The sequence below is a fragment of the Cytophagales bacterium genome (genome assembly GCA_033344775.1).
In the GTDB taxonomy this organism is placed as follows: domain Bacteria; phylum Bacteroidota; class Bacteroidia; order Cytophagales; family Cyclobacteriaceae; genus JAWPMT01.
On sequence record JAWPMT010000004.1, the window covers coordinates 1,928,505 to 1,940,074 of the forward strand.

10 protein-coding genes are annotated in these 11,570 nt (G+C 43.3%); 4 read left to right on the forward strand and 6 right to left on the reverse strand.

Annotation, left to right across the window (positions count from 1 at the left end; translation table 11 throughout):
* The first annotated feature begins 139 nt into the window (after positions 1-139).
* The 3 genes from R8G66_17040 (at position 140) to R8G66_17050 (ending at position 2,772) form a co-directional block, all read left to right on the forward strand.
* Positions 140-1,114 carry a polyprenyl synthetase family protein gene (locus R8G66_17040; GenBank protein MDW3194083.1) on the forward strand — a complete coding sequence of 325 codons (975 nt, stop codon included), beginning with the start codon at positions 140-142 and terminating at the stop codon, positions 1,112-1,114.
* Between the two features lie 32 nt (positions 1,115-1,146).
* Positions 1,147-1,575 carry a peptidylprolyl isomerase gene (locus R8G66_17045; GenBank protein ID MDW3194084.1) on the forward strand — a complete coding sequence of 143 codons (429 nt, stop codon included), beginning with the start codon at positions 1,147-1,149 and terminating at the stop codon, positions 1,573-1,575.
* Between the two features lie 90 nt (positions 1,576-1,665).
* Entirely contained in the window at positions 1,666-2,772 is a 1,107-nt protein-coding gene (locus R8G66_17050; GenBank protein MDW3194085.1) for an acyl-CoA desaturase, read from the forward strand.
* Here the strand turns inward: R8G66_17050 and R8G66_17055 are convergent.
* Positions 2,757-3,122: a cupin domain-containing protein gene (locus R8G66_17055; GenBank protein MDW3194086.1), complete on the reverse strand. Its 366-nt coding sequence runs from the start codon at positions 3,120-3,122 to the stop codon at positions 2,757-2,759. The two genes, R8G66_17050 and R8G66_17055, sit on opposite strands and share 16 nt — an antisense overlap.
* An 83-nt stretch (positions 3,123-3,205) precedes the next feature.
* Here R8G66_17055 and R8G66_17060 point away from each other — a divergent pair, with 83 nt between their 5' ends.
* On the forward strand, positions 3,206-4,105 hold the full coding sequence (locus R8G66_17060; GenBank protein MDW3194087.1) for a DUF5050 domain-containing protein: 900 nt from the start codon (positions 3,206-3,208) through the stop codon (positions 4,103-4,105).
* Here R8G66_17060 and R8G66_17065 read toward each other — a convergent pair.
* From R8G66_17065 to R8G66_17085, 5 genes are all read right to left on the reverse strand, one after another.
* A complete protein-coding gene (locus R8G66_17065) occupies positions 4,102-5,487 on the reverse strand; it encodes a Gfo/Idh/MocA family oxidoreductase (protein MDW3194088.1) in 1,386 nt (461 codons plus the stop codon). The two genes, R8G66_17060 and R8G66_17065, sit on opposite strands and share 4 nt — an antisense overlap.
* A 96-nt stretch (positions 5,488-5,583) precedes the next feature.
* On the reverse strand, positions 5,584-8,232 hold the full coding sequence (locus R8G66_17070) for an ABC transporter permease (GenBank protein ID MDW3194089.1): 2,649 nt from the start codon (positions 8,230-8,232) through the stop codon (positions 5,584-5,586).
* Positions 8,233-8,238: 6 nt separating this feature from the next.
* A complete protein-coding gene (locus tag R8G66_17075) occupies positions 8,239-8,553 on the reverse strand; it encodes a helix-turn-helix transcriptional regulator (protein MDW3194090.1) in 315 nt (104 codons plus the stop codon).
* 117 nt (positions 8,554-8,670) lie between these two features.
* The gene (locus R8G66_17080; GenBank protein ID MDW3194091.1) at positions 8,671-10,638 is read right to left on the reverse strand and encodes an OmpA family protein; all 1,968 of its coding nucleotides are present in this window, start codon (positions 10,636-10,638) and stop codon (positions 8,671-8,673) included.
* Between the two features lie 11 nt (positions 10,639-10,649).
* Positions 10,650-11,558 (reverse strand): type IX secretion system membrane protein PorP/SprF, encoded by a 909-nt coding sequence (locus tag R8G66_17085; GenBank protein ID MDW3194092.1) that lies wholly within the window; start codon positions 11,556-11,558, stop codon positions 10,650-10,652.
* Positions 11,559-11,570: the final 12 nt, after the last annotated feature.

Here is an 11,570-nt window from a genome sequence, read left to right on the forward strand (position 1 = left end):
CACTTAACAAAATCATGACTTATCGTGTCTGAATAGTTAAATAGTTATAAAAACCACAAAACTCACCAAACATGTCTCATGTTTTCCTCAACAGCCGTGAGGCAATGGATAATATCTGTATTAATATTGTGCGCAAATAATGGCTGTAACGCTCAAGGATATTCAGGCTCCCGTGGCCTCAGAAATGGTCGCTTTCGAGAAGAAATTCCGAGAGTCGATGAAGACTAATGTCGTCTTGCTTGACAAAATCATGAGCTATATTGTCAAACGCAAGGGAAAACAGATGCGGCCATTGTTCGTATTTCTGAGCGCAGGCGTTTCAGGTAACATTACCGATACGACCTACAATGGTGCTGCCATGATCGAGTTGCTACATACAGCAACGTTAGTTCATGACGATGTGGTGGACGACTCACACTATCGTCGGGGTTTCTTTTCCATTAATGCCCTTTGGAAAAATAAAATAGCCGTACTTGTTGGTGACTTTCTATTCTCAAAAGGATTTCTTGTCTCGCTGGAAAATGATGATTTTGATCTTTTGAAAATCATTTCTCAGACCATCAAAGAAATGAGTGAAGGAGAACTTCTTCAAATGGAAAAAGCCAGAAAACTGGACATTACTGAAGAAGTCTACTATGATGTGATCCGGCAAAAAACCGCCAGCCTTATTGCTGCTTGCTGTGCTATCGGTGCCTCCTCTGCCAAGTCAGATGGAGAAGTGGTCGCCAGAATGAGAGAATTCGGGCTGAATGTTGGTATGGCCTTTCAGATTAAAGACGACTTATTCGATTACGGTACTTTCGAAATCGGAAAGCCTACTGGTATCGATATAAAGGAGAAAAAAATGACCCTGCCTTTGATTCATGCACTGAAGCAGGTTGGCAAAGCAGAACGCAAAAAGGTGATCAATAAGATGAAGAAAAGTGCCAAACAGCCCAAGTTTGTTACTGAGGTCATCGATTTTGTGAAATCACACGGTGGTCTGGAATATGCCATCGAAGCGATGGATCGTTATCATCAAAAAGCACAAGAAATCCTTGCTACTTTTCCCGACACCCAATACCGACAGAGTCTGGAGAAGCTTGTACAGTTTACCATTGAAAGAACCAAATAACCTAATCTTCGCAACCACTTAAACACACAGATATGCCTACTGCTAAGACTAATGACACGGTAAGAGTTCATTACACCGGAAAATTGACGAATGGTGAGCAATTCGATAGCTCCGCTGGTCGTGAACCCCTTGAATTTACGGTTGGTGCCGGACAAATGATTGCCGGATTTGATGCGGCTGTCAATGGAATGGAATTGAATGAAAAGAAAACAATAAACCTTCCACCGGATCAGGCATACGGTGAAAGAGATGAAAAGTTGTTTTTCCGGGCGGGATTAAACCAATTCCCTCCTGGCATGAACCCTGAGATCGGTCAAAAAGTGATGGCGACAATAGAAACAGGTCAACAAGTCCCTGCAACAATCATTGAGAAAGATGAGAGCAGCGTTCTTTTAGATGCCAATCATGAGTTGGCAGGGAAAGAGCTTGTTTTTGAAATTGAACTGGTGGAGATCTTATAGTCATCTCAGCGGATATTATGCCTGCTTAACCGTTCAGTAAAGCAGCCGACATTTTTGTGGTATCTTTGTGTTGGAATTAACCAACCAAAAATGTCGTTTCAGTACTTCCGTTACAGCAATGAGTTGGATCGGGAATTTTCAAAAACCGTCACTGCACGGGTCAATTCCTATTTTGCTGAGCATCATATATCAAAGAATGGTGATTATCGCATGGTTTTCAAGACCATCATGATGCTAACCGGATTCTTTGGTCCCTATTTATTGATCTTGTTCTTCCCATTTCAAAACCTGGCGAGTTACTATTTGCTTTGGGCTGTAATGGGTGTTGCGATGGCAGGTATAGGCATGGGCATCATGCACGATTCCATTCATGGCTCCTACGCTAAATCCCCGCTGATCAATAAGCTGCTGGGACTGACACTCAATCTGATGGGAGGAAATGCTTATGTCTGGCACATGCAGCATAACGTACTTCACCATACCTATCCCAATATTGATGAGACGGACGATGACATAGACATCCCTTTTCTATTGAGAATGTCGCCACACCAGCCAAGACACTGGTTTCACCGCTTTCAGCACTTGTATGTTTGGTTACTTTATGCATTTGCAACAGTTTTTTGGGTCACTTCGAAGGATTTTGTGATGCTGGACAAATACCGTCAGCGAAACATCCTGAAAGAAAAAAATGAGTACATAAAACGACTGCTGAACATTGCTGTCTGGAAGGTAGTCTATTTCGGTTATTTACTGGTATTACCCATCTCCATGTTGAGTATTCCATGGTACATCACCCTGTCCATGTTTGTGGTGATGCACATTATCGGAGGAATTCTTTTGAGCATTATTTTCCAGCCTGCCCATGTATTTACTGGTTCGGACTTCATTCAGCAAGAAGAGAATAAAATTGAAAGAAGCTGGCATCTATATCAACTACAGACCACAACCAATTTCAAATTAAACCCATTCCTGACCTGGCTCTCCGGTGGATTAAATTACCAGATAGAACATCATTTGTTCCCTCACATTTGTCATGTTCATTATCCGGCCATTGCCAGGATTGTGAAGCAAACGGTAAAAGAATTCAACATGCCTTATCACCTACAAAAGAACTTGTGGGGTGCCTTGTTTTTGCACTATGACATGTTAAGATCTCTGGGGCAAGAAAAATTAGTCCCAAATCAGATCCACTCCTGATCGTTTACGGTTCTTTCGTGCTCAACTTCTCCAGTATGCCTGGTAGCTGCCGGCTCAAATAGAAGTACCCACACCTCTTCGCCGTTTTCTGTTCTTGGGAAGTGCTCCACGCCACGTGGCACGATGATGGTCTCTCCTTCTCTGACTATTTCCGTACGATCTCGGAACTCCATGATGAGGGTGCCTTTGAAGATCATAAATAATTCATCTTCATCTTCATGACTGTGCCATACAAATTCCCCTGAAAGCTTGGCTAATTTGACCTGTTGCCCATTTAGCTCGCCTATGATTTTGGGAGTCCAATGTTCCTGAAATGATCCGAATTTATCCTTGATGTTAATGACGTCCATTTTACTTATATGCTTAATTGACCTAAATTAAGACTAATTCACGCTGGCTTTGTTACAATCTTTGGCAATAAACCGATTTTGTCATGATCAGGTATGTTTGTTTAATAATTTCCAGTCTTTTCTTGATGGACATTCAGGCACAAAAAGTAACCTCCAGACTTGAGATCTATGATTTGGAAACAGCCAAAAGAACGGTAGTCTATGAAGCGCCTACTCATTTTGAAGCGCCTAACTGGAGCCCTGATGGCTCTTATCTCTTATTCAATCAAGGTGGTGAGCTATTCAAGTTTGATCTTAAACATAATAAGGTGCAAAAACTGGATACCGATTTTGCAACCGCCTGCAACAACGACCATGGCATTTCGCCGGATGGTCAACAAATTGTCCTTTCAAACAATGATCAACCAGAAGGCTCCAGAATTTATTTGGTGGATGCCAATGGAGGCACTCCTACACTGGTTACTCCAACCGGCCCATCCTATTGGCATGGATGGTCACCTGATGGAAAAATGCTTGCCTACTGCGCCAATCGTAATGACAACTACGATATCTACACCATCAGTACAGCTGGAGGGACAGAAAAAAGACTTACCTCTTCAGCAGGTTTGGATGATGGACCGGAATACTCCCCAGATGGGCGATGGATATACTTTAATTCTGTAAGAACCGGACGAATGCAGATCTGGCGCATGAAGACCGATGGTTCAAATCAGGAGCAATTGACGTTCGATTCCTACAATGATTGGTTTCCGCACATTTCACCAGATGGACAACAAGTGGTCTTCATCAGTTACATTGACGAAGTAGATCCCGGCAGCCATCCGGCGTGGAAAAATGTCATGTTGAGAATGATCTCTCCGACAGGAGGACCAATCACTAAACTATTTGAATTATTTGGAGGTCAGGGCACCATCAATGTTCCCTCCTGGTCCCCGGACAGCAAACGATTCGCTTTTGTGAGCTACGAGCTTACATCTGACTAAATCAGTTCCATCTTTTCAGGATCCCAATTGACTATTCGTTGCTCGAATAAACTGACATTGGTTGCCAGAGAAGGGCCTGCAGCTCTTAATCCAAAACTAGCATCTTCAACGACTTTCTTCCCGTTTCGAATGGATTCAAAGAAATTAGTCCAGTGATCCAGGTGATCGCTATATCCTTCCGGCGTACGGTAGATTTGCTCTCCGGGTTCTTGAATGGCATAACTTTTCGGGTATTTGGCTTTGTACCACTTTTCATAATCCGCCTGTTGCGCTTCAGTGAACGTACCAAAGGTATCCCAGCCCCCATAGCCAGGCGCATCGGGTATTTTATTCTTTTTGATTCGAATATCATTCCAGCCGATGGTCATCGTCCCTTCTGTACCTACCAATTTTAGTAAGGACCCCCCTCCACTGGAATCAACAAAATTTACACGTATCTGTAAGTTGAAAGCTGGATGTGTTTCCGCCTCATTATAGTCAATAACAGCCAACATGACATCAGGCACATCTCGCCCATCTTCCCAATAGCGCAAACCTCCGCTGGCGTATATCTTATTGGGACCCTTAGAACCTAGCGTCACATGCAGGCCTGAAAAAAGGTGAACAAACAAATCACCTGCTACTCCGGTACCATAATCCTGATAGTTTCTCCACCGAAAAAACCTCTTGGCATCATATCCTCTTTTGGGAGCATCTCCAAGAAACCCTTTCCAATCAACCGACTTTTCTGAAGCGTCCGTGGGTATAGAATATTGCCAGGCCCCATTTCTTGAAAAACGATCGTTAAAAGTTTCAGCCAATACTAAATCCCCAATCGCTCCTGAACGATACAACTCACCTGCTTTCTCATAAATAATTGAGCTTACTCGCTGGCTTCCTACTTGAAATACCTGGCCCGTTTCTTGTTCCGTTTTGATTACCGCAGCCCCTTCTTCGATCTTATGGACCATAGGTTTCTCACAGTAAACTGCTTTTCCCTTCTTCATGGCGGCAATAGAGATCTTATCGTGCCAATGATCCGAAGTTGACACCACAACTGCGTCTATGTCATCACGATCCAGTAATTCTTTGTACTTGCGGGTGGTGAACAAATCTGAACCGAAATTCTCTCTGCTGCTTTCCAGGTGGCCATCATAGAGATCACATACGGCAACCAACTTTGCGCCAGGCACCATTAAAGCAGTCCGGATATTGTTGTACCCCATGATCCCCATACCAATTGCGCCAAGTCTTATGGGACTGTTTTGGAGTATGGAAGTTTCATTGGGCGATATCAAGTATTCTTTTTCCGGGCGTGCTTCGAGTAAACCAGGCACACCTGCTGCAAGCGCACTTGTACCTACAAGCTTTTTGATGAATTTTCTACGTGATCTTTGGGGCATTACATCATGTTTAGAATACCGAATTTAAGCCCAATATCAGATATTCTACCGTGATTGCTGTTCCAAAGCACCTAGGTACTTCTTCAAATCATTACATTATTCATCCCTCAGAGAATGTATCGGATTACTATTTGCGGCCGACATGGATTTAAAACTGACGGTGATCAATGTGATCAGTATGATGGAGATAGCTCCTGCTAAATAAACGAAAGGACCAATGGTAGTCCGATAGGCAAAGTCACCTAACCATTCCGTCATTAGAAAATAACCAAGGGGTAAGGAGATACAGATGGAAAGGGCGATAAGTACTACATAATCTCGCGTAAGCAAGAGCATAAGCTTTTGAGCGGAAGCTCCTAACACTTTGCGAATTCCAATCTCCTTGCGCGATTGCTCTACCGTAAAAGATACCAGTCCGAAAAGCCCCATGCAGGCCACTACGATGACCATTATGGCAAAAGCCGTAAAAACAGTAATGAACTGCTGGTCACTTTTGTATTGGCGGCTAAAAAATTCATCAAGAAAAAAGTACTGGAAAGGATTGTCAGGATATACTTCGTTCCATAATTCCTCGACATTTGAAATGGTTTCAGGAATATTTGCCGATGCTATTTTCATGGAAAAGTAGTTGGCCGCATTCGGCCGATAGGAAAACATGATAGGATCCAGTGATTCTTTCAATGAAGAGTGATGATAATCCGACACAACACCTATTACTTTCAATGGGTACCCGCTATTGAAATTCAGCACTTGCCCAACAGCCGTTGCTTCGGTAAAGCCAAACATGGTTGCAGCCGTCTTATTAAGCACTACCGCATTAGAGTCGGAAGCCATGTCCTTGATGAAATTCCTACCAGACAATACGTCAATGGAGAAATTGGGGAAATAGTTTTCATCTACCCGAACGCGATAGCAATCTCTGTGAACGTCCGGATCCTGACGGGTATAAAAACTACCAATGCTGAAATTTTCTTCACCGGGAACAATGTTCGAAATGGTGAAGTTCTGAACGGATGAAATCTCGGCAATCCTGTCTTTGAAAATGGACCGACGACTATTCAGGTCTCCGTCTCCTCGAGAGGAAGTAGGGCCGTTCAATACCAGGGTCTGAGCAACGTTGAGCCCCAGATCTTGTGATTGCATGAACTGCACTTGCTTAAAGACAACAATTGTCCCAAAAATCAGCACAACAGAAACCACAAACTGAAAGGTCACCAACAGCTGTCGAAAGCCAAACCTGGATCTTCTGAGATAAAAACTTCCTTTTAGAATATTAAGTGGCTTGAACGATGACAGCACCAATGCAGGATAAAAGCCTGACAATATCGTACCAAGCAACAAGGCGCCAATCCCACCCATTACAATCTCCGGTGACAAGAGTAGGGTACGATCCAAGGTAATATCCAGCAGGCTATTGATGCCTGGAACCAGGAGAAGTACCAGCAAAAGGCTAAGGAAAAGCGCTAACAAATTGTATAAAAATGCTTCAACCAGGAATTGTTGTACGAGATGTCCCCGCATCGCTCCGATTACTTTTCGTATCCCTACCTCCTTTGCTCTTCTAACCGCCCTTGCGGTAGATAAATTGATGAAATTCACCCATGCAACAATGAGCATCAATACAGCAATTGCACTTAAAAAGTACACCTGACTAGCTCCGCCATTTTGACCCATTTCCCAACTTAATCCTTTTGAAAATAAGTGGATATTTGCGACATTCTGGATCCAGAGCTGTTCCCGACTCGTTTCCCTTGCGTAATTCTCTGCTTTCTTTATATCCAGAAATCCACCGACTTTTTCATTGAGGGCTATTGGATCCGTATCTTCTGTGACACGAATGAAGGTGTAAAAGTCATACCACCCAAAATTCTGAGGCCAGGTCTCATAACCATTCCAGGAATTTAAGGAGGATATGACATCAAATTGCATGTGTGAGGTTTCAGGAAAATCCTCCATTACTCCCGTCACTACATTCTCTTCAGTGCCCCGATAAATGATGGTCTTACCAATGGGGTTCTCATCGCCAAAATAGCGTCTGGCCGTAGAAGCAGAAATCACGGTTTGATTAGGAGATTTGAGCACTTCCTCTGGATTCCCATCAATGAGCCGGAAGCCAAACATCTTAAAGAAATTGGGGTCAGCAAAGACCGCACGATCTTCATTGTACCTGACCAGGGTGCCATCAGGCTGCCGTACACTATAGACACCACTCCCAAAGGGCAGAATCCTGACAAACTCCAGGACCTCCGGATACTCGTCTGTCATCACAGGACCTACCCCTGGATAAATAGGTGCACTTTTCGTCGTGAGTTCATTGTTATTATAGATATCCATCACGACCCGATACGTATTTTTCGAATCCGCATGGAAATCGTCGTAGGAGAATTCCTCCGAAATATGAAGTGCAATTAGAAGGCAACAGGTACTGCCCAACACAAGTCCCAGTAAATTGATCGTGCTGTATCCCCCATTCTTTTTGAAATTACGCAACGCGGCTTTTAAATAATTCCGATGCATAGCTATTTGATTATTTTGAGTTTCAATGGACCGTATATAACCTGGGCGAAAGAATCGAAGCACATCAAGAAAGAACCAGCCATTGGCCAAAAATGGACCAAACTCCTTGCTCCGATAATAGAAGGCCTCATGCAGGTCTCCCTGAATTTCTTCGATCAACCGATCCGAACAAAACCATTCAAGCAGTCGATTTACAAAACGATTTGGCTCATGTATCTGACTAGACATACGTGATCATGATTGGCCCAACATACCCCAGAGTTTCATCCTTCGTGATTGTAGATCTTCCAACGTTTCAGTTCCCGAGTTGGTCACCTTAAAAATCCGTTTGCGACGGCCGCCACGTTCCGTTGTTGCGCCTCCCATTTCTGAATGGATGAGACCCTTTTCTTCTAATCGCTTCAGGACCGTATGTATGGCGCTGATCGAAATTCTATTCCCAAAGTGCTTGTGGTATTCCTCCGACAGCACATAACCGTAGGCCTGCCCCTGCATTACCGCCACTAACAACAACACTGATTCTTCCAGTGAGCCCAGATTCTTTGACATTATTACAACTTTTGTAGAACAAACATAATTTATTTATTCAACATTTGTAGAACATTGCAGCAAAAAAAAGCCACGACCCATTAGGATCGTGGCTCTCATCAGCATTATGCTGATTAGTTACTTTTCAATGCTGAAGTCCACACGTCTGTTAAGTGCATGGTCTTCATCAGAGCATTCTGTCCCTTCTTTACAATCATTGTATATTTCACTTTCTCCGACTGCAATGTGAGAGATTCTCGATTTGTCAACTCCTTTCAGCTGAAGGATTTCAACGATTTTATCTGCTCTTTTTTGAGCCAGTGAAGTATTGTAGTGCTCCGGTCCACGGCTATCCGTAAAGGCCTTTACTTCTAATTGTACCTGATCATATTTCTTCAGTAGTCTTACCAATTCATCGATCACAATCACAGATTCGTTTGGATCCGCACTGTCGAAATCAAAGAAGACGTTTTTGATTTCAAAAACCTCGTCCCCTTCTTCTCTATAGTCGATCTCTGCAACCCCTTCGTCAGTCACTTTGAAGTACTGCTTGCCCGTGATATGATCCAACACTACCAGGCCATGGGCAGGCGCGACTTTCTCAGCTTCAATAGGTACTTCAATAGAAAACTCCCGGGTATCCGTAGGTGCAGTTAGGTCCACTTCATTTGCAGCATACCCTTCCTTATCTCCAACGATTTTATAATCCTTGCCCTGGATACCATCAAACACCACTTCATCGCCTTCTACGCTGTAAGGAACTTCTCTTCCAGTGTCTTTATCAATTACTCTGATATTCCCGATGATTGGCTGCTTGGTCTGAAAGTCGATTAACTTAGACCTTACCGTCACTCGTTGTACCAGGAAAGAATAGATATCATCTTTGCCTTCACCACCTTCTCTGTTACTGGACAAGTACCCACTATCCCCTGCTTTGTTGATAATCAAACCAAAATCATCTTTAGGAGAATTGATAGGATAACCCAGGTTAACGATTCTTTTCTCACCGGTTATAGCCACCCGATAAACATCGAGGCCCCCAACTCCACCATATCCATTACTGGAAAAGTAAAGTACATTTTGGCGTGTATCTACAAATGGAAACATTTCATCTCCTGATGTATTGACCTCAGGTCCTAGATTAACTGGTGCAGACCAGTTGCCATTTTCGTACTTGGAAGAATATAAATCAACGCCACCTTGCCCGCCAGGCATGTCACTGGCAAAATACAATACCTGTGCTTCTTCATCAAAGGTTGGATGGGCCAACGAACTGGCCGGATCATTATGGGGGAATTCGCTTTTCTCTTCCCATTCACCATCTACCTGTTCAAAGAATAAAATTCGAAGGTTGGTGTTTTTGCCCCGGTCCTTATTCTTGGATGATTCAGGATGATTAGCGGTAACCAGTAGCAGGCCGAGCTGCTCGGAATACGTAACCGGACCCTGATGCAAAATATTGTTCACTGATTCGAAAGGTGCAATACCTTCATCTCCTTGCATGTAGAGATCAAGAAAGCTCGTTTCTTCTCGCAAATCCAGCGCACGGAAGAGTCCACCTTTTGCTCCTCTGCCAGACACAAATAAAATTCCACCATCAAAATAGGCCGGAGAAAAATCACTCTCATTTGAATTGAAATCTACCGTCCGGACCAGATAGGACAATGAATCTGCATAGAAATTCCTCACATTATCAAATCCATCCTTTCTTTCTGCTGATAGCTCTGAATCTCCGTCATATTTAGACATCCAGTCACTGGCTTCATCGTATTTCTCATTGGCAGCCAATACTTCTGCGTACCCCAAAATATCCTCTTGTGAAGGATCGGAGGTCGTCGCTAATGCATAATACTTCTCGGCTTCTTCGTATTGATTCAATTCCTTGGTCACGTAGGCCAACTTACTGAAGTACTGCAAAGAATCTTCTGGGTTCTTTTGAGCCCCTTTCGCGTAAGCTTTCAATGCTTTTACATACGCACCTTTCTCGAGCAAATAATCCCCTTTTTTCAGATAGTTTATGGTCCCATCCATATAGGGCAAGTCCTGAGCCATCATTCCAAATGACATCATAATCAGGGATAAGTAAGTTAGTAATTGCTTATGCATGATAGTCGTCATTAAAAATATCTGGGAGTTACTACTTTGTCTTTGGATAGCTTGAACCGATAATTCAGCATGATCTCATGTGAAGTGGTGGTTACATCACTCAGTGTTTCATCAATGATGTAATCCAGCGCATAACCCAGTCGGAAATTTTGAGATACTTCAAACTCAATCAGAAAGTTCACAGATTCAGGAGGCCTGAAAGAAACGCCTAACCACAAGACATTATTGAACAACACGTTGACATTATAATCTAATGAGATTGGTGCACCATCTACTACTCTTGCCAGAATATTTGGCTTCAACTTTACATTATCACTCAAATTGATCATCACTCCTGAAGTCAGGAAGTAGTGTCTTCTTTGTGTGAAAACATCTGTCGCTCCGTTGGTAATGGTGTTATTAATCAAATTAGGTGCCGATAATCCCACATAGAAAATCGGATTATAATAAAATAACCCTGCTCCCACATTGGGCTTCATGGCACTGAAGTTTTCCTGAAAGGTAGGATCAGAATTGATCGTATAAACCGAACTAAAATCCGCATTGTAGGATTGTAGCCCTGCCTGAAGTCCCATACTCAGGATACCTCCGCCAACTGGCAAGCGGTAAGAATAACCGGCCATTACGCTGGTAAGGTCCGTTACGGCGATCGCATCTCGTGTGATCTGTAAGCCAAGGCCAATATTCTTCCTTGGCACAGGAGAATGAATGGCAATGGTCTGGGTATTTGGAGCGCCTTCCAGACCTACCCATTGCCAACGCCCTAATGCGGTTACACTAAGTGCGTCATGACTTCCTATATAGCCAGGATTGATGGCCATGCCATTAAACATGTACTGCGTGAACGTCGCTTGTTGCTGCGCCACCAATCCAGCGATGGCGAACAAACTAAAAACTGTGATTGCTAATATTCTTTTCATCTTCACTAGGAT

Excerpts from the sequence above, each read along its gene's own strand:
- R8G66_17045 (MDW3194084.1), top strand. The coding sequence starts at position 1,147 with ATGCCTACTGCTAAGACTAATGACACGGTAAGAGTTCATTACACCGGA.
- R8G66_17085 (MDW3194092.1), bottom strand. The coding sequence starts at position 11,558 with ATGAAAAGAATATTAGCAATCACAGTTTTTAGTTTGTTCGCCATCGCT.
- R8G66_17080 (MDW3194091.1), bottom strand. The coding sequence starts at position 10,638 with ATGCATAAGCAATTACTAACTTACTTATCCCTGATTATGATGTCATTT.
- R8G66_17055 (MDW3194086.1), bottom strand. The coding sequence starts at position 3,122 with ATGGACGTCATTAACATCAAGGATAAATTCGGATCATTTCAGGAACAT.
- R8G66_17075 (MDW3194090.1), bottom strand. The coding sequence starts at position 8,553 with ATGTCAAAGAATCTGGGCTCACTGGAAGAATCAGTGTTGTTGTTAGTG.
- R8G66_17050 (MDW3194085.1), top strand. The coding sequence starts at position 1,666 with ATGTCGTTTCAGTACTTCCGTTACAGCAATGAGTTGGATCGGGAATTT.
- R8G66_17040 (MDW3194083.1), top strand. The coding sequence starts at position 140 with ATGGCTGTAACGCTCAAGGATATTCAGGCTCCCGTGGCCTCAGAAATG.
- R8G66_17070 (MDW3194089.1), bottom strand. The coding sequence starts at position 8,232 with ATGTCTAGTCAGATACATGAGCCAAATCGTTTTGTAAATCGACTGCTT.
- R8G66_17065 (MDW3194088.1), bottom strand. The coding sequence starts at position 5,487 with ATGCCCCAAAGATCACGTAGAAAATTCATCAAAAAGCTTGTAGGTACA.
- R8G66_17060 (MDW3194087.1), top strand. The coding sequence starts at position 3,206 with ATGATCAGGTATGTTTGTTTAATAATTTCCAGTCTTTTCTTGATGGAC.